At 30.5% G+C, this 17,208-nt stretch carries 18 protein-coding genes; all 18 read left to right on the top strand.

What is annotated here, in order from left to right; genetic code table 11:
* Positions 1-4: 4 nt before the first annotated feature.
* The 18 genes from rfbA to BM246_RS06005 all read left to right on the top strand — a co-directional run bounded on the left by rfbA (position 5) and on the right by BM246_RS06005 (position 17,206).
* Positions 5-871: a glucose-1-phosphate thymidylyltransferase RfbA gene (rfbA, locus tag BM246_RS06090; RefSeq protein WP_074936531.1), complete on the top strand. Its 867-nt coding sequence runs from the start codon at positions 5-7 to the stop codon at positions 869-871.
* Positions 871-1,416 (top strand): dTDP-4-dehydrorhamnose 3,5-epimerase, encoded by a 546-nt coding sequence (gene rfbC, locus BM246_RS06085; protein WP_074936529.1) that lies wholly within the window; start codon positions 871-873, stop codon positions 1,414-1,416. The genes rfbA and rfbC overlap by 1 nt, the downstream gene beginning before the upstream one ends.
* Positions 1,417-1,418: 2 nt before the next feature.
* Positions 1,419-2,198, top strand: a complete 780-nt coding sequence (gene rfbD / locus BM246_RS06080) for a dTDP-4-dehydrorhamnose reductase (RefSeq protein ID WP_074936527.1) — start codon at positions 1,419-1,421, stop codon at positions 2,196-2,198.
* A 34-nt stretch (positions 2,199-2,232) separates the two neighbouring features.
* Complete coding sequence (locus BM246_RS06075) at positions 2,233-3,420, top strand: UDP-N-acetylglucosamine 4,6-dehydratase (protein WP_074937121.1); 1,188 nt, start codon at positions 2,233-2,235, stop codon at positions 3,418-3,420.
* Between the two features lie 4 nt (positions 3,421-3,424).
* On the top strand, positions 3,425-4,564 hold the full coding sequence (locus BM246_RS06070) for a LegC family aminotransferase (RefSeq protein WP_074936525.1): 1,140 nt from the start codon (positions 3,425-3,427) through the stop codon (positions 4,562-4,564).
* Positions 4,561-5,211, top strand: a complete 651-nt coding sequence (locus tag BM246_RS06065; protein ID WP_074936523.1) for an acetyltransferase — start codon at positions 4,561-4,563, stop codon at positions 5,209-5,211. Before BM246_RS06070 ends, BM246_RS06065 begins: the two co-directional genes overlap by 4 nt.
* A gap of 1 nt (position 5,212) precedes the next feature.
* Entirely contained in the window at positions 5,213-6,220 is a 1,008-nt protein-coding gene (gene neuB / locus BM246_RS06060; protein WP_074936521.1) for an N-acetylneuraminate synthase, read from the top strand.
* Positions 6,217-7,368, top strand: a complete 1,152-nt coding sequence (neuC, locus tag BM246_RS06055) for a UDP-N-acetylglucosamine 2-epimerase (RefSeq protein ID WP_074936519.1) — start codon at positions 6,217-6,219, stop codon at positions 7,366-7,368. The genes neuB and neuC overlap by 4 nt, the downstream gene beginning before the upstream one ends.
* 55 nt (positions 7,369-7,423) lie before the next feature.
* Positions 7,424-8,470, top strand: a complete 1,047-nt coding sequence (locus BM246_RS06050; RefSeq protein ID WP_074936517.1) for a nucleotidyltransferase family protein — start codon at positions 7,424-7,426, stop codon at positions 8,468-8,470.
* A gap of 2 nt (positions 8,471-8,472) precedes the next feature.
* On the top strand, positions 8,473-9,150 hold the full coding sequence (locus tag BM246_RS06045) for an acylneuraminate cytidylyltransferase family protein (protein ID WP_074936515.1): 678 nt from the start codon (positions 8,473-8,475) through the stop codon (positions 9,148-9,150).
* A gap of 68 nt (positions 9,151-9,218) precedes the next feature.
* Positions 9,219-10,469, top strand: a complete 1,251-nt coding sequence (locus tag BM246_RS06040; RefSeq protein WP_139221858.1) for an MATE family efflux transporter — start codon at positions 9,219-9,221, stop codon at positions 10,467-10,469.
* A complete protein-coding gene (locus BM246_RS06035; protein WP_074936511.1) occupies positions 10,439-11,410 on the top strand; it encodes a polysialyltransferase family glycosyltransferase in 972 nt (323 codons plus the stop codon). The genes BM246_RS06040 and BM246_RS06035 overlap by 31 nt, the downstream gene beginning before the upstream one ends.
* Positions 11,407-12,597 carry a hypothetical protein gene (locus BM246_RS06030; protein WP_074936509.1) on the top strand — a complete coding sequence of 397 codons (1,191 nt, stop codon included), beginning with the start codon at positions 11,407-11,409 and terminating at the stop codon, positions 12,595-12,597. Before BM246_RS06035 ends, BM246_RS06030 begins: the two co-directional genes overlap by 4 nt.
* A 15-nt stretch (positions 12,598-12,612) precedes the next feature.
* A complete protein-coding gene (locus tag BM246_RS06025) occupies positions 12,613-13,836 on the top strand; it encodes an O-antigen ligase family protein (protein ID WP_074936507.1) in 1,224 nt (407 codons plus the stop codon).
* Positions 13,829-14,827 carry an NAD-dependent epimerase/dehydratase family protein gene (locus BM246_RS06020; protein WP_074936505.1) on the top strand — a complete coding sequence of 333 codons (999 nt, stop codon included), beginning with the start codon at positions 13,829-13,831 and terminating at the stop codon, positions 14,825-14,827. Before BM246_RS06025 ends, BM246_RS06020 begins: the two co-directional genes overlap by 8 nt.
* Positions 14,827-15,948: a glycosyltransferase gene (locus tag BM246_RS06015; RefSeq protein WP_074936503.1), complete on the top strand. Its 1,122-nt coding sequence runs from the start codon at positions 14,827-14,829 to the stop codon at positions 15,946-15,948. The genes BM246_RS06020 and BM246_RS06015 overlap by 1 nt, the downstream gene beginning before the upstream one ends.
* An 8-nt stretch (positions 15,949-15,956) precedes the next feature.
* Entirely contained in the window at positions 15,957-16,223 is a 267-nt protein-coding gene (locus BM246_RS06010) for a hypothetical protein (RefSeq protein WP_074936501.1), read from the top strand.
* Complete coding sequence (locus tag BM246_RS06005) at positions 16,220-17,206, top strand: UDP-glucuronic acid decarboxylase family protein (protein ID WP_074936499.1); 987 nt, start codon at positions 16,220-16,222, stop codon at positions 17,204-17,206. Before BM246_RS06010 ends, BM246_RS06005 begins: the two co-directional genes overlap by 4 nt.
* Positions 17,207-17,208 lie beyond the last annotated feature (2 nt).

Here is a 17,208-nt window from a genome sequence, read left to right as displayed (position 1 = left end):
TAAAATGAAAGGAATTATATTGGCAGGAGGATCGGGGACAAGGCTTCATCCATTAACATTATCAATAAGCAAGCAGTTGATGCCTGTTTATGATAAGCCAATGATATATTATCCTTTATCTACACTTATTTATGCTGGTATTAAGGAGATATTAATTATTTCTACACCTAAGGATTTACCATTATTTCAAGATTTATTAGGAGACGGAGCTAAATATGGTTGTCATTTTGAATATGCAGAACAAGAGAAACCTAACGGGTTAGCGGAAGCCTTTATTATTGGTTCCGATTTTATCGGTAAAGATAAAGTCGCTTTAATTCTAGGCGACAATATATTTTACGGAACAGGTTTGGCAAAATTGTTACAGGCAAATAATGAACCCAATGGTGGTATTATTTATGCTTACAGAGTTCAAGACCCTGAGCGATATGGTGTTGTAGAATTTGATAAAGATGGTCAAGCTATCTCTATTGAAGAAAAACCACAATCTCCAAAATCTAATTTTGCTGTTCCAGGTATTTATTTTTACGATAATTCGGTTGTTGAAATTGCTAAAAAATTAAGTCCCAGTAAAAGAGGAGAATTAGAGATTACAGATATTAATAAGGTTTATTTAAATCAAGGAAATCTTCACGTAAGTATTTTAGATAGGGGTACGGCTTGGTTAGATACAGGTACTTTTCAATCACTTATGCAGGCAGCTCAGTTTGTTGAGGTTATAGAAGAACGTCAAGGTTTAAAAATAGGGGCTATTGAGGGCGCAGCTTTTGAAATGGGTTTTATTAATGAAGAAGAATTAAAGGTTTTAGCTGAGCCATTAATGAAAAGTGGTTATGGTAAAAACCTATTAGGTTTATTGAAAAGAGAATAATGACTGTAAAAGAAACCGAATTAAAAGATTGTTTTATATTGGAACCTGAAGTGTTTTTAGATAAAAGGGGGTGTTTTATAGAAAGTTATAATAAAAGAGTATTTTATGAACTTACGGGACAAAAGATTGATTTTGTTCAAGACAACGAATCGTTTTCTAAAAGAGGCGTTTTAAGAGGTCTTCATTTTCAAAAAGGAGAATATGCTCAATCTAAACTTGTAAGAGTGATTACAGGTCGTATTTTAGATGTTGTGGTTGATTTAAGAGAGGATTCTAACTCTTTTGGAAAACATTTTTCTACTGAATTATCTGAAGAGAATAAAAAACAGTTATTTATTCCAAGAGGTTTTGCTCACGGATTTATTGTTTTAAGTAATACCGTGCTTTTTTCATATAAATGTGATAATTTTTATAATAAAGAATCCGAATCTGGGATTATTTATAACGACAGGGTTTTAAATATTGATTGGAAACTTCCTGAGAATGAATTTATTGTTTCTGACAAAGATTTAATTTTACCAACCTTTAATGATTTGTTCAAATAAATATGAAAATATTAGTCACAGGAGCGAATGGCCAATTAGGTAAAACTATAGAAGAGTTATATCAAAACAATAATGAAGGAATAGATTTTACATTTGTTAGTAAATCTAAATTAGATATTACAAACCTTAAATCAATACAATCTTTTTTTGAAAAAGAAACGTTTGATTATTGCATAAATTGTGCCGCATACACTAATGTAGAACAAGCCGAAAAAACACCAAAAATAGCATTTTATGTAAATGGAGAGGGTGTTAAGAACCTGGCTAAAGTATGTAAAGAATTTGGGGCTATTTTAATTCATATTTCAACGGATTATGTTTTTGATGGAGAAAAAGAAGGGGGATATACTGTAAACGATGTGCCTAATCCAATCAATGAATATGGGAAATCAAAATTACAAGGAGAAAAGTATATTCAAGATACAATGGAGCGCTATTTTATTATACGAACCTCATGGCTGTATAGTATGAAATATGGGCAAAATTTTTATAAATCTATTTTAGAGAAATCCAAAGCAGAAAAAGAAATTTCTGTTACTGATATGCAAGTAGGCTGCCCTACTAATACAGAAAATTTATCCCGTAATATAATAAGTTTAATAAAAACAAATAGTAAGAATTTTAATATATTACATTTTTGTGATAACGAAGCTATGACTTGGTATGAATTTGCAAAACGAATACTTAGTGATAATGGTTTGTTAAAGAAAACAAAATTGGTTAAAGCTAAGAATTACATTACTTTTGCAAAGCGGCCAAGATATAGTGTTTTGCTTAAATAAAAATTTATCATCTTCGGTTATAACAAATTATTGTATGAATAAATTAGAGTTAATTGGTAGAGAAAAGGAACTTTTTACCCAAGATATAGATAATTATGAAAAAGAGTTAAAGGAGATTGTTTCTTCTTCTTCTTTTTTAGTAATTGGTGGAGCTGGTTCTATTGGCCAGGCAGTTGTTAAAGAAATTTTTAAAAGAAGCCCTTTAAAATTGCATGTTGTTGATATTAGTGAAAATAATCTTGTTGAAGTTGTTAGGGATTTACGAAGTTCTTACGGTTATATCGATGGCGATTTTCAAACTTTTGCTTTAGATATTGGTTCTATTGAGTATGATGCATTTATTGAATCAGATGGTAAGTATGACTATGTTTTAAATCTATCTGCGTTAAAACATGTTAGAAGCGAGAAAGATCCATATACTTTAATGAGAATGATTAATGTAAATGTTTTTAATACTGAAAAAACATTACAACAATCTATCGATAAAGGCGTGAAGAAATATTTTTGTGTTTCTACAGATAAAGCCGCTAACCCTGTTAATATGATGGGAGCCTCAAAACGTATTATGGAAATGTTTTTGATGCGAAAAAGTAAAGATATAAAAATATCTACGGCGCGTTTTGCTAATGTAGCATTCTCCGATGGGTCATTATTACACGGTTTTGATCAAAGAATAAAGAAAAAACAACCCATTGTTGCTCCAAACGATATTAAGAGATACTTTGTAATACCTAAAGAATCTGGTGAGTTATGTTTAATGTCATGTATATTTGGTGAAAATAGAGATATCTTTTTCCCTAAATTAAGTGAAAAATTAGATTTAATCTCTTTTGCAGATATTGCCATTAAATACCTTAAAGAGTTAGGATACGAAGCGTATTTGTGTAAAGATGAAGATGAAGCAAGAAGACTAACAGAGACTTTACCTCAACAAGGAAAATGGCCTTGCTTGTTTTCTGCTAGTGACACCACAGGGGAAAAAGATTATGAGGAGTTTTTTACTAGTAAAGAAGTTTTAGATATGGTTCGTTTCGAAAGCCTCGGGGTTATAAAAAACGAGTTAAACTTTGATAGCGAAAAATTAGATTTTTTCACTAAACGTATCCAAGGTTTTAAAGAAAATAAAGAATGGACTAAAGATGAAATTGTGGATCTGTTTTTTACAATGATTCCCGATTTTGGACATAAAGAAACCGGGAAGTATTTAGACAGTAAAATGTAAAATTATGTATCAAGAATTTATATCATTTACAAAAAAAACGTTTAATACAGAAGCGTTTATTCCGCTTCATGCTCCAATATTTCTTGGTAATGAGAAAAAATATTTGAATGAATGTATAGATTCTACATTTGTTTCAAGTGTGGGTAAATTTGTAGATCAATTTGAAGCAGATGTTGCTAAGTTTACAGGCGCCAAACATGCTATAGCAACGTCTAATGGTACCTCTGCTCTTCATATAGGTCTTTTAATGGCTGGTGTATCAAAAGAAGATGAAGTAATTACACAGCCTTTAACTTTTATAGCAACATGTAATGCAATAAGTTACATTGGGGCATATCCAATATTTGTAGATGTAGACAAAGAAACGTTAGGTTTATCGCCAGAAAAATTAGAATATTTTTTAGTTAATAATACAGAAGTTATTAATGGCGAATGTATTAATAAATCAACAAAAAGAAAGATAAAAGCTGTTGTGCCAATGCATACGTTTGGTTTCTCTGCCAATATAGAGGAGCTTGTGTCTGTATGCAATAGATATAACATTAAAGTAGTAGAAGACGCAGCAGAATCTTTAGGGAGTTCTTACAAAGGTCAACATACAGGAACTTATGGTTTGGTTGGCGCTTTTAGTTTTAATGGAAATAAAACAATAACTACTGGTGGTGGTGGTATGCTAATTACTAATGATGATGCTATAGCGAAAAAAGCAAAACACATCACAACGACAGCAAAAATACCTCACCCTTGGGATTATGAGCACGATATGATCGGTTTTAATTATCGTTTACCAAATATTAATGCAGCTTTGGGTTGTGCTCAATTAGAAAAACTACCGTATATTTTAGAAAGGAAAAAAGTGTTATCAAATAAATATGATACCTTTTTTAAGGACAAATCAATAGAGTACTTAAGAGGCCCAAAAGATTCTAATTCTAATTATTGGTTAAACGCTGTAATGTTAGAAAATTTAGAGGCAAGGAATTACTTTCTTAAAGAAACTAATGAAGCTGGAGTAATGACTAGGCCTATTTGGAAATTAATGAACACGCTTACCATGTTTAAAAATGCACAAACTGGTAATCTAGATAATGCTGAATGGTTTGAAGATAGAATTGTTAATATTCCTAGCAGTGTAATAATATGAAACCTTTATATATAATAGGTGCTGGAGGGGGAGCAAAAGAAATTTTTTTATTAATAAAAGAAATTAATGAGGTAGTTCCTGTTTACGATTTTAAAGGGTTTGTAGATATTGCAATAAAAGATTTTTTACAAATAGGAGAGCATCGATATGATATTATCAATGAGTCTGAGTTTTTAAATAATAAGAGTCAAGAAGTCGCTATTGTTTTTGGTTTAGCAGATACGGAAAGGTTAAAAAAAATTGTAGAATTATATAAAGAAAATAAAAACTTTGAATTCCCTAATTTGGTACACCCTTTAGTTAAGCTTGATAATAGTGTGCTTATAGGGGAAGGTAATATTATTAGTATTGGTTGTGTTTTAACTGTAGATATAAAATTAGGATCTTTTAATTATATAAATAGAGGTGTACATATAGGTCACGATTGTGTGGTGGGCTCTTATAATGTAATTAATCCTTGTGCTGTGATTTCAGGTGGGGTTGTTATAGAGGATGAGAATTTAATAGGAACTCATGCTACAGTACTTCAGTATTTAAAAATAGGATCTATTAATAAAATTGGAGCTGGAGCTGTAATCACAAAAAATGTAGAAAATGATAGCTGCATGATAGGAATTCCTGCAAAAAATAATTTACTAAATAAATAATATGGTGAAAAGAGAGACCTTAATTATAGCAGAGGCTGGTGTAAACCATAATGGCGATATTAATTTAGCAAAAAAACTAATTGATGCAGCAGCGAATGCCGGTGTAGATTATGTAAAGTTTCAAACGTTTAATTCTAAAAAATTAGTAAGTAAAAATGCTCAAAAAGCAACTTACCAAAAAGAAAACACAGGAAATGCTGTAGAATCGCAACTCGCTATGCTTCAAAAATTAGAACTTAGCAAAGATGCGCATTATGACTTAATAGAGTACTGTAAATCGAAAAATATAAAGTTTTTATCTACAGGATTCGACTTAGATAGTATTCAGTTTTTAAACGATTTAAATATAGACTTATTTAAAGTTCCATCTGGAGAAATTACTAATTTACCCTATTTAAGAACTATAGGAGGGTTAAAAAAGCCAGTTATAATTTCTACAGGAATGGCAGACATGCAAGAAATTGAGGCTGCCCTGGAAGTTGTTTTAAAATCAGGAACTACCCTAGATAATATTACCATTTTACATTGTAATACCGAGTACCCAACTCCCATGCAGGATGTTAATTTAACTGCAATGTTAAACATTAAAGAGAAGTTTAATGTGGCAATTGGGTATTCCGACCATACTTTAGGAATAGAAATTCCAATAGCAGCAGTAGCCTTAGGGGCAAAAGTAATAGAAAAGCATTTTACATTAGATAATGCTATGGAAGGACCAGATCATAAAGCGTCCTTAAACCCTGCTGAGTTAAAAGCCATGGTAGATGCTATTAGAAACCTTGAAGTGGCCCTAGGAAATGGTATTAAAGTACCTAGCCAGAGCGAAATAAAGAACAAACCTATTGCTAGAAAAAGTTTAGTGGCCAATAAAAATATAAAAAAAGGAGATATTTTTACCGAAGACAATATAACCATAAAACGTCCTGGAACCGGTATTTCACCAATGCTTTGGGATGAATACATAGGGAAAATAGCAGCTAAAGATTACCAGGAAGACGATTTAATATGAGGAATATAAGTGTGATAACAGGGACAAGAGCCGAATATGGTTTGTTAAAGCCCTTAATTCAAGCTATTGCAAACGACGCTAGCTTTAATTTACAGTTAGTGGTTACTGGTATGCACTTATCTGAAGCTTTTGGATATACTTATAAACAAATAGAACAAGATGGTTTTACAGTAGATAAAAAAGTTGAAGATCGTTTATCAGGAGATTCAGCAGCGGCTATTACCAGAGCTATTGGAACAGCTATGATTGGTTTTGCTGATGCTTTTGAGGATTTAGAACCCCATCTTGTAGTCGTACTAGGCGATCGGTCCGAAATACTTGCAGCAACTACAGCTGCTATGATAAAAGGAATCCCTATTGCCCATTTACATGGAGGAGAAACCACGGAAGGGGCCTATGATGAAGGGATTAGACACGCTATTACAAAAATGAGCTACCTTCATTTTACATCGGCCGAAGTGTATAGAAAAAGAGTTATACAGCTTGGAGAAGCTCCTAATAGAGTTTTTAATGTTGGTGCTATTGGGGTAGATAGTATAAAGAATTTAAAACTACTCGATAAAGTAGCTTTTGAAGAATCGATTAACTTTAAGCTTAATAATACATCTGTTTTAATAACATTTCACCCTGTAACCCTGGAAGATGCTACAGCCAAAAAACAATTTAGTGCTCTTTTAGAAGCCTTGGATAGTATAGAAGATGCCTCTTTGATATTTACAAAACCAAATTCTGATAAAGACGGGCGTATAATTATTAAAATGATTGACGATTATGTGGCGCAAAACCCACATAAAGCTGTCGCGTTTATATCATTAGGACAATTACGATATTTATCAGCATTACAGTATATGGATGTTGTTGTTGGAAATTCGTCAAGTGGAATTTATGAAGTTCCTATCTTTAAAAAACCAACAATAAACATTGGAGACCGACAAAAAGGACGGTTAATGCCACAAAGTGTCATTAATTGTAAGCCTAGTAAAAAATCTATAGATGAGGCTTTAAGAAAAGCCTTAAGTTTAGAGTTTGTGGATAGTATAAAAAACCAAAAAAATATTTATGGTGATGGTACCGCAACTAAGCAAATTATGAAGGTTTTAAATACTATTAAAATAAAAGGTTTAAAAAAATCATTTTATGATTTATAGGCTGATACATTAAATAAAAAATTAATCAATAGAAGTTTTAATTTTATTAAATTCAATGAGAAATTATAAAGAACATTTATTAAGCAGTAATAAAACTATTAGAGAGTCACTAATAAGTTTAGATAAATTAGCTAGTGACGCGATATTATTTATCGTAAATGATGATAATGTACTCATTGGGTCTTTAACAGATGGAGATGTTAGAAGAGGGCTTATAAAAGGTATTACAATTGATAATGTAGTGTCAGATATTATTCAAGAAAATCCACGATTTATAAAAAAAGGAGAAGATAATATTAAAAAAATTATTGAATATAGAGAAGGTAATTTTAAAATACTTCCTGTTTTAGACAAGGATAATAAAGTTGTTAATGTTATTAATTTTAGATTATTAAGATCATACTTACCTATTGATGCCGTAATTATGGCAGGAGGAAAAGGAACAAGGTTAAGACCTTTAACCGAAAACACACCAAAGCCTTTATTAAAAGTTGGAGATAAGCCTATTATGGAACACAACTTGGATAGGTTAGCATTATATGGTATCGATGATTATTGGCTATCAGTGAAATATTTAGGAGAGCAAATTGAAAGCTATTTTGGTAATGGAAATTGTAAAAATATAAATATTGATTATGTTTGGGAAGATGAGCCTTTAGGTACAATAGGTGCTGTTTCTAAAATAACAAATTTTGGTCATGATTATGTTTTAATTACCAATTCAGACATACTAACAAATTTAGATTATGAAAGTTTCTTTTTAGACTTTATTGAGCAGGATGCGGATTTGGCGGTAGTAACAATTCCTTATGAAGTTAATATCCCTTATGCTGTTTTGGAAACGCATGAAGGTATGGTAAAAAGTTTTAAAGAGAAACCAACATATACGTATTATTCAAATGGAGGTATTTATTTAATTAAGCGTTCTGTGTTAAAATTATTGCCTCAAAACACTTTTTTTAATGCCACAGATTTAATGGAGAAACTTATCCAAAATAGCAATAAAGTGGTTTCATACCCATTAGCAGGATATTGGTTAGATGTTGGTAAACATGAGGATTTTGAAAAAGCGCAACGAGATATTCTTAAAATAAAGTTTTAAGGATGAAGCCATTAGTTGTTATTCCTGCAAGAGGAGGAAGTAAAGGTGTTCCTAGAAAAAATGTTAAACTACTTAAAGGCGTTCCGTTAATTAATTATACGCTAAAGGCTGCATTAAAAGTTTTTGCTAAAGAAGATATATGTGTTAGTACAGATGATGATGAAATAATTAAAGTTGTAAAACAGCAAGGGGTCGATACGCCTTTTAAGCGACCTAAAGTCTTATCCTCGGATACTGCTACAACACAAGATGTATTATTACATGCTATAGAGTTTTATAAAAAAGAGTACGATACTATTGTTTTGTTACAGCCTACTTCTCCGTTTCGCGATCATATTCATATTAAAGAGGCTTTAGATTTATATGCCAAATCGGGAGAAATAGATATGGTGGTTTCTGTTACTATTACAAATTCGAACCCCTATTATGTGCTTTTTGAAGAAAATAAGAATGGTTATCTTGAAAAATCTAAAAAAGGAAATTTTACTAGAAGGCAAGATGTTCCAAATGTATATGAATATAATGGAGCTATATATGTTATTAATATTCAGTCTTTATTAAAAAATAAAATGTCTGAATTTAATAAAGTAGTAAAATATTTAATGAATGATGAGTCTTCTCATGATATTGATACGCTATTAGATTGGAAAATAGCAGAACTATTAATGGATTTAAATTAATTTTCTTAAAATGATAGATTATACTTGGGTTGATCTTAAGTATTATATGTTAAAAAACACATTTTCAGGTGAATAAAAGTATTGAAAGTATCCTTACTAGATTAATATCTATTATAGCTAAGTTTTTATTGGTTACTTTCTTGGCTAAAAATTTATCGCTTTCGGAATATGGAATCTATCAGTTGGTGACGTATTTTGTAATGATATCGGTTTATATTTATGGTGCAGAGTACTATATGTATGGGAACAGAGAAGTAGCGAAGGGGGTTGCTAGTTTAGAAAAAATTAATACACACATTAATTTTTTTTTAACCCTATTGCCTTTTACTTTTTTAATTCAATTTGCGGCCTTATTTTTCTTAATACCAAACGCAATACTAACGCCTACATTAATAGCCTTTATTTTAGTTATTAATTTTTGCGATTATTTTAATCAAGAAATTTACCGGTATTTAATAATGGTGAACGAAATAACTAAGGCTAATATTTTATTGGTTGTTAAGTCTTTAGTTTTATTGCTGTTAGTTTTAGTCTATTTCTTTTTAGAGTCAGAAATAGCTATCGAGTCAACCTTATGGCTAATGTTTATTTCTTATCTCTTTTTGTTAGCCGTTTCCTTTATTTTCTTTCAAAAGTATATAGTTAAAGGAGAATCGATTTATATTAAGCTTTTGTCATTTTCTGAAGTAAAAAGGATATTTAGATTCTTACTTCCTTTTTTAGGGCTCATGGTGTTTACAAAAGGGTTGGAGTTTTTCGATAAGTTTGCTATAGAGCAATATTTAGGGGCAGATGAGTTAGGAATTTATGCGTTTCTTTTTTCAATAGCATCATTAATTAATGTGTTTATAGTGAGCGGGTTTTATCTTGTATATTTACCAAAAGCAATACAATTACATGAACGCAAAAGTATAGCGTTAAAAGCATGTATTACTAAATTTGCATTACTTACAGTTGTATTTTCTTTAATACTGGCCTGTGGAGAAATTGTTTTTATTGATGTTTTGTTGAAAATTATTGGAAAAGAAAACCTTAGTAGTAATGTTAGTCTTTTATATATTTTATTAGGCGCATTTTTCTTTTTAAATATGTCTTTAATCCCTAGATTAATATTGTATGTAGCAAATAAAGATAAAACCTTAATGAGTATCACTGGAATTCTATTTTTCTGTAATATATTTTTAAATTTGTTTTTTTTAAAGGAGTACGGAATTGAAGGTGCTGCGCTAATTTTATTAATCACCTATTTTATTGGGTTTTTAATTACTAGTTATAAAGGTAGTATAGAATGGAAAAAGATAACTCGAGGGTTTTTATAGTTTTAGAAGAGCATATGCAGGAGCGGTATGCCTACATTATTGATAAGTATAATTTTAAATCCTATAATCTAGTTGGTCTTCAACACCTTTTAGGAGGGGTGTCATTATCTAAAATAAAGCAAAGAATTTCTTCAAGAGGACTATTAGAAACACAATATAATAATCTTGTAACTTGGATAAATGCTCAAAAAGAAGACAAAATCACCGAAATATATTTATCAAATTCCGAAGGTTTTATAGCCTATAATATTATAACCAGATTAAAAAAAGACTTTCCAGAATTCAGGCTGGTAGCCTTGCAACATGGTATTTTTGATATTTCTCCACCACCAAAACAAGGACTTAGAAATATAGTAAATAAAACGTGCAAGTTATGTTATGGTTTTTATCCTATTGGCACAGGGTTTGGGACCAAAATAGTTGATAAATATATTGTGTATAATAAGCTATATAAAGATTTTCTTGTTAATGAGAATAATTGGAAAGAAGAGGAAGTGGATATTGATTTTAAATTTCTTAAAAGCCACTTATATGATAAACGTATCCCTAATATAAAAGAAGAAGGGACCGTTGTTTTTTTACTACAATGTCTATCTAAAGCTAAATTATGTACCGAAAAAGAAGAAATATATTTAATTAATGGTGTAACAGCTTATTTGTCCTCAAAATATAATAGAGTATTAATTAAAGAACACCCTATACATAAAGATGAGAAAAGAGTTACTTTACTCGAGAACTGTGAGTATGTAGATAATTTAATAGAGGCTTTTAATATTGCTACACATGCCTATAGTTTTACATCGACAGCTTTAATAGAAGCGGAAATTTTCGATATAAAAAGTTACTCAATCAATTCAAACCTTATTAATATAGATCAAGAAAAACATGATAAGATTTTTGAAAATATTATAAGTTTTGAAAAAGAAATAGAAAATAAATGAAGTTTTTAACAAAGAAATTAAATTTGAGAATAAGCGCGTTTAGTTTATTATATGCGCTGCTCTTTTTTAATATAGCCATTCCTAAAGGCGGATTTAAAATTGGAGATATTCCTATTACATGGGGGTATATTCTCTTGATTTTATTTACCCCCCTGTTTTTGGTTTTTTATTTAAAAGCTAAAAAGAAAAGTGTTAAAGCTATTGTTATTTATTTGGGAACTCTGTTTTTTGCTATTTACAGTCTTTTGTTTTTTAGTCTTGGAGAAGGGGCTCAATTGGGGAAGTTAATTTCTTTTTTAAGTAGTGTTATTGTGTTGCCTTTATTTTTCTTGGTATTCTGTTCTTCTACATTTCAAAACCTATACGATACTAAGTGGGATGAGTTTATAAGTTTTATCAATAAAATAATATTATTTATATCTATATATGGTATCGCATTGTTTTTATACCGCAATATTACTGGCGAGTGGTTTACTATTCCTGGAATTACGGTTAACCTCCAAGACCCTAATTTAGATTGGAAGTATAATAATAGAGGGGTGTTTAGAAAACTAATTTCAACCTATAATAATGGTAATATTTATGGGCTGTGTTTAGTTTTATTACTACCCTTTACAGAGTTTTTTGATAACAAAAAAATTAGATATGTTGCGATGTTTTCGTTATTATTAACTCTTTCTAGAACGGTTTGGATAGGAGCTATCCTGTACATGGTTTTGTTAATTAATAAAAAAACACTATTGAAAATAATAGGACTAATGCCTTTTTTAATTTTAGCCATTATATTTTTAGTTAATAATGTCTTAGGTTTTGATGTTTCTAGTTTTTTAATTAGTAAAAACTTAGGTGGTAGAATGGGGCTTATAACTTCGATTGATACGACCTTGTTTTATAATACAGAAGCTCCTTTTATTGGCATAGGCGAAATAGTGTATGCTTCTATAGTTAATTATTTTGGTCTATTTGGCTTGGTGTTATTTTTAGTGCATTTGTTTTCTCCAATTTTAGTGAATTATGGTAATAAAAATAGGGATTTTAAAATACTTAGAAAGTCGATTCTGCTGTATGGCATTTTGGCTGTAGCAGATGGTGCATTTAATTACATTCCTGTCATGTTTATTTTTTGGTTTATAGCAGGCTTAACCACTATTAATTTTAATAAGCAATTGGTTAAAGAATCGGTATAATTTTAAATTATAGGTATGTATTTTAATAAAGAAATAATTCGTACAGTTAAGCAGAAATACCTTTTATTCTTTCCATTTTTGTTTTTTTGTATTACTTCGCCTTGGCCTATTGTGTTTAGGTATGCTTTAATACTTTTTTTAATAGCAGCCCTATTTTTAATTCTAGTCGATCGAAAAACTATTTTTCAAGCAGTAAAACCTAAGATCTTTCTAATTAGTCTATATTTCTTAACGCTTTGCTTGTCTCTACTATGGACAGATAATATAAAAAGCGGTTTAAAGGTTATAGAAAGATCGTTATCCTTTATTGTCTTTCCAGTTCTATTTTTACCAATAATAGAAGAAGGCGATTTAAAAAAAGCGCTAAAGAAAATTCTTGTAGTATTTGCTTGTGGCGTGGTGTTTTCTATTCTTTACGGATACGTTTATGAATTTATCTATGAGCTGTATTTTCCAAAAAATAAATGGACAGAATACATAACAAAAAATAGTGTAAACTACTTTTTTCATAATGTTGTTCTAAAATTAGATTTTCATCACAGCTATTTGTCCTTGTATTGCTTAGTCGCTAGTATTATATTTTTGTTTTTAAAATATGAAAAGAATAAATGGATTTATATAGTTACAGGCTTTTTTTTGTTGCTTCAGCCCTTATTGTTTAGGTCAAGAATAGCAACAGTGTTAGCGTTATTAATTTTATTGATATGGTGTTTTAAAAAAGGAAAAAAGCTGGTTGTTGGAATAGCAATTTTATTACTTGTTGTAGCTACTTATTTTAATAACAAATTGTTTGATCGTTTCAGTAATGTTTTAGAATCATCATATAATTCCGAACGGAATATTATTTGGAAATCTTCTTTAGACTTAATAAAAAACAATTATATCTTAGGTATTGGAGCTGGGGATGTAGAAGATGACTTGGTAAAAAAATACAAGGAATACCATTTTGATAAAGGTGTTAAGATAAAATATAATACACATAATCAATATTTGCAAACGTATTTAATTTCAGGATTGTTTGGAATTATTGTTTTGCTGTACCTTTTGTTTTCGATCTTTATTCCTATTAAACAAAGGCGAGAGGAGTTAAATATTATTTTTAATAGTATATTTACCCTCATTATAATATCTTTTTTAACAGAGTCTATGTTACAACGAGAGAGAGGTGTTTTTATGTTTTGTATGATGTATACAATGGCGATGATTAATAGTTTGGAAAAAAGGAGACTTGATGAATAAAATAGCAATAATTTTTGGAGGCGCAGGATATATTGGAACTCATCTTTTAAAAAAATTACTAGAAGACAATATTTTCGACAAATATATAGTAGCAGATTTAAGAGAAATTAAAGGGTTTGAAGACTACCTTAACTCAAAGCAATTAGAATATCTAAAGCTAGATGTAAGGAGTGAAATTGATTTAAAAATCGGTGATATTGACCAAAATAATTCTTGGATCTTCAATTTTGCCGCTATACATCGAGAGCCGGGTCATGAGTATAAAGAATATTTTGATACTAATATTAGTGGTGCGGAAAACATAAATAAATTTGCTAGAGATACTAATATTAAAAACATATTTTTTACAAGTAGTATTGCGCCTTATGGAAGGTCTTTAGAACAAAGAACAGAGGCATCAACATTATATCCCGAAACCGCTTACGGCATATCGAAAGGGTTTGCTGAAAAAATCCATAAAGAATGGATGTCTGGAGATACAACAAGACGGTTGGTTATAGTAAGACCAAGTGTTATCTTTGGACCCAAAGACCCTGGTAATGTTTATAGAATGATTAAAGCCCTTAAAAAAGGAACATTTATACTTCCTAATGGGGGTAATGTAATTAAAGGTTACGGATACGTTTATGGTTTAGTAGAAAGTATGTTATTTACTATTAATAAATCGGATAGGTTTATAGTGTATAATTATGCGGAAAATCCAGTAGAACCCCTGAGTAAAATGGTGCTTATTGCTAAAGAATATTTGAATATTAAAAAACCAACGTTAAAATTACCGGTTTCCATATTAGCTGTAATTGCATTTTTTGTTCAAATTTTATTCAAATTAATAGGAAAAACCTCAGATATCCATCCTGTGAGGGTTAGAAAAGCTGGTTTTCCTACTAACATTAAACCACAATATTTAATTGATAATGGTTTTGATTTTAAGTATGATTTTAAAAGAGCTTTAGAACATTGGAATTCTATTTCACCAGACGATTTTAAATAATGAAGGTAGCTGTAATACATTATTGGTTTGTAACTAGAAGAGGTGGTGAAAAAGTAGTAGAGTCTATTTTGAGCCTATTTCCTGGTGCAGATGTTTACACTCTTTTTTATGATAAAGAAGGCTATGGAGATCATCTTAAAAACCATAAAGTATATACTTCTGTACTCGATAAACCATTTTTAAGGAAAAGGTATCAAAAAATATTTCCTTTATATCCAATAGGTATTAAGTCTTTAAAATTAAAAGATGATTATGATTTAATTATATCTTCGGAGTCAGGTCCTGCAAAAGGGATTTCGAATAAAAATAATATTCCTCACCTTTGTTATATTCATTCTCCAATGCGATATTGTTGGGGGTTCTCCGAAGAATATTTGCAATCCGTAAAACCGATGCTTAGGCCAGTTTTAGCATTTTTCTTTAACCGTTTGAAGCAATGGGATAAAACAACAATAAAAGGTGTTGATTTGTATGTTGCGAATTCTGAAAACGTAGCTAAACGCGTAATGCATTTTTATAATAGGGATGCTAAAATTGTATACCCTCCAATAGCTGATAACCTTTTTGAAAAACCATTAATGATTAATAAAGAAAGAGATGTTTATTTGAGTTTTGGAGCAATAACACCTTACAAAAAAATAGATTTACTCGTTGATGCTTTTAACTTAAATGGAAAGAAACTTATTGTTATAGGAAGGGGTTCTGAAATGGACAAGTATAAAAGTAAAGCAAAAAGTAATATAGAATTTATGGGGGAATTACCATGGGATGAGATTGAAGCTGTTTTTGCTAGGTCTAAGGCATTATTATTCCCAGGAGAAGAAGATTTTGGGATGATACCTTTAGAAGTCATGTCTTACGGTATTCCGGTGATTGCTTATAAAAAAGGAGGAGCATTAGAAACCGTTGTTGAAAATTTAGACAATATAGAAGAATCTTCAGGGATGTTTTTTGATCGTCAAGAAGTTAATTCATTACAAGAATCTATAAATTGTTTTGAGAAAGTTGAAAGTAATTTTGATCCAGTTTGGATAAGAAATCATGCTAAAAACTTTTCTGAAAATATTTTTTTAAAAAAAATAAGTTTAGAAATAGAGCTTTTCATGAAGCACAAAATTTAATTTTTTTTATGAATATTAAAAACATATGTTTCACAGGTACGGGGTACGTAGGAGGTCCTGATATGGCAGTTATTGCCAAGCAATGCCCAAATATAAAAGTAACTATTGTTGATATAAATGCAACTAGAATAGCCGCATGGAATTTTGATGATTTAGATGAACTACCCTTCTTTGAACCTGGTTTATCCGATATTGTTAAAGATACTAGGGATAAAAAGCTGTTTTTTTTTACCGATATAGAAAAAAACATTGATGAAGCGGAAATTAAACAATGAAAAAAATTTTAATAACAGGAGCAGCTGGGTTTTTAGGATCTCACCTCTGCGATCGATTTATAAAAGAAGGCTTCCATGTTATTGGAATGGACAACTATATTACTGGAGATCCTAAAAACCTTGTTCACTTAAAAGAAAATCCAAACTTTGATTTTATAGAGCACGATGTTACCGAGTTTATTAAAATTGAGGGAGGATTAGATTATATATTACATTTTGCCTCTCCAGCAAGTCCAATCGATTACTTAAAAATCCCGATTCAGACGTTAAAAGTAGGTTCTCTCGGAACTCATAATTTACTCGGGTTAGCAAAAGCTAAAAAAGCAAGAATATTAATAGCTTCAACATCCGAGGTTTATGGCGATCCATTAGTACATCCCCAAACAGAAGAATATTACGGTAACGTAAATACTATTGGTCCGAGAGGAGTGTACGACGAGGCCAAGCGTTTTCAAGAATCGATAACTATGGCTTACCATAGATTTCATGGACTCGAAACTAGAATTGTACGCATATTTAACACTTATGGACCACGAATGCGTTTAAACGATGGTAGAGTTATTCCTGCTTTTATGGGGCAAGCGTTGAGGGGAGAGGACCTTACTGTTTTTGGTGATGGCTCTCAAACTAGATCCTTTTGTTATGTAGACGATCAGGTAGAAGGTATTTATCGATTATTACTAAGTGATTATAGCGAACCCGTTAATATTGGAAACCCTCACGAAATTTCTATTAAAGATTTTGCTGAAGAAATAATAAAATTAACAGGAACCAATCAGAAGGTTATTTATAAAGAATTACCTGTTGATGATCCGTTACAAAGGCAGCCTGATATATCATTAGCAAAAAAATTACTAAATTGGTCTCCCAAAATCGATAGAGAAGAAGGGATGAAACTCACTTTTAATTATTTTAAAACTTTATCAGCCGAAGAGTTGTTAAAAAGCGAGCATAAAAATTTTGAAAACCATATAAGGAATTAGTT

The organism is Algibacter lectus, assembly GCF_900112395.1.
GTDB lineage: Bacteria > Bacteroidota > Bacteroidia > Flavobacteriales > Flavobacteriaceae > Algibacter > Algibacter lectus.
Note: the sequence above shows the minus strand (reverse complement) of the source record. Positions and strands in the feature narration are given on the sequence as shown.

Bases quoted from the DNA above. Each gene is read 5' to 3' on its own strand.
- rfbA (WP_074936531.1), top strand. From the start codon at position 5: ATGAAAGGAATTATATTGGCAGGAGGATCGGGGACAAGGCTTCATCCA.
- rfbC (WP_074936529.1), top strand. From the start codon at position 871: ATGACTGTAAAAGAAACCGAATTAAAAGATTGTTTTATATTGGAACCT.
- rfbD (WP_074936527.1), top strand. From the start codon at position 1,419: ATGAAAATATTAGTCACAGGAGCGAATGGCCAATTAGGTAAAACTATA.
- BM246_RS06075 (WP_074937121.1), top strand. From the start codon at position 2,233: ATGAATAAATTAGAGTTAATTGGTAGAGAAAAGGAACTTTTTACCCAA.
- BM246_RS06070 (WP_074936525.1), top strand. From the start codon at position 3,425: ATGTATCAAGAATTTATATCATTTACAAAAAAAACGTTTAATACAGAA.
- BM246_RS06065 (WP_074936523.1), top strand. From the start codon at position 4,561: ATGAAACCTTTATATATAATAGGTGCTGGAGGGGGAGCAAAAGAAATT.
- neuB (WP_074936521.1), top strand. From the start codon at position 5,213: ATGGTGAAAAGAGAGACCTTAATTATAGCAGAGGCTGGTGTAAACCAT.
- neuC (WP_074936519.1), top strand. From the start codon at position 6,217: ATGAGGAATATAAGTGTGATAACAGGGACAAGAGCCGAATATGGTTTG.
- BM246_RS06050 (WP_074936517.1), top strand. From the start codon at position 7,424: ATGAGAAATTATAAAGAACATTTATTAAGCAGTAATAAAACTATTAGA.
- BM246_RS06045 (WP_074936515.1), top strand. From the start codon at position 8,473: ATGAAGCCATTAGTTGTTATTCCTGCAAGAGGAGGAAGTAAAGGTGTT.
- BM246_RS06035 (WP_074936511.1), top strand. From the start codon at position 10,439: ATGGAAAAAGATAACTCGAGGGTTTTTATAGTTTTAGAAGAGCATATG.
- BM246_RS06030 (WP_074936509.1), top strand. From the start codon at position 11,407: ATGAAGTTTTTAACAAAGAAATTAAATTTGAGAATAAGCGCGTTTAGT.
- BM246_RS06025 (WP_074936507.1), top strand. From the start codon at position 12,613: ATGTATTTTAATAAAGAAATAATTCGTACAGTTAAGCAGAAATACCTT.
- BM246_RS06020 (WP_074936505.1), top strand. From the start codon at position 13,829: ATGAATAAAATAGCAATAATTTTTGGAGGCGCAGGATATATTGGAACT.
- BM246_RS06015 (WP_074936503.1), top strand. From the start codon at position 14,827: ATGAAGGTAGCTGTAATACATTATTGGTTTGTAACTAGAAGAGGTGGT.
- BM246_RS06010 (WP_074936501.1), top strand. From the start codon at position 15,957: ATGAATATTAAAAACATATGTTTCACAGGTACGGGGTACGTAGGAGGT.
- BM246_RS06005 (WP_074936499.1), top strand. From the start codon at position 16,220: ATGAAAAAAATTTTAATAACAGGAGCAGCTGGGTTTTTAGGATCTCAC.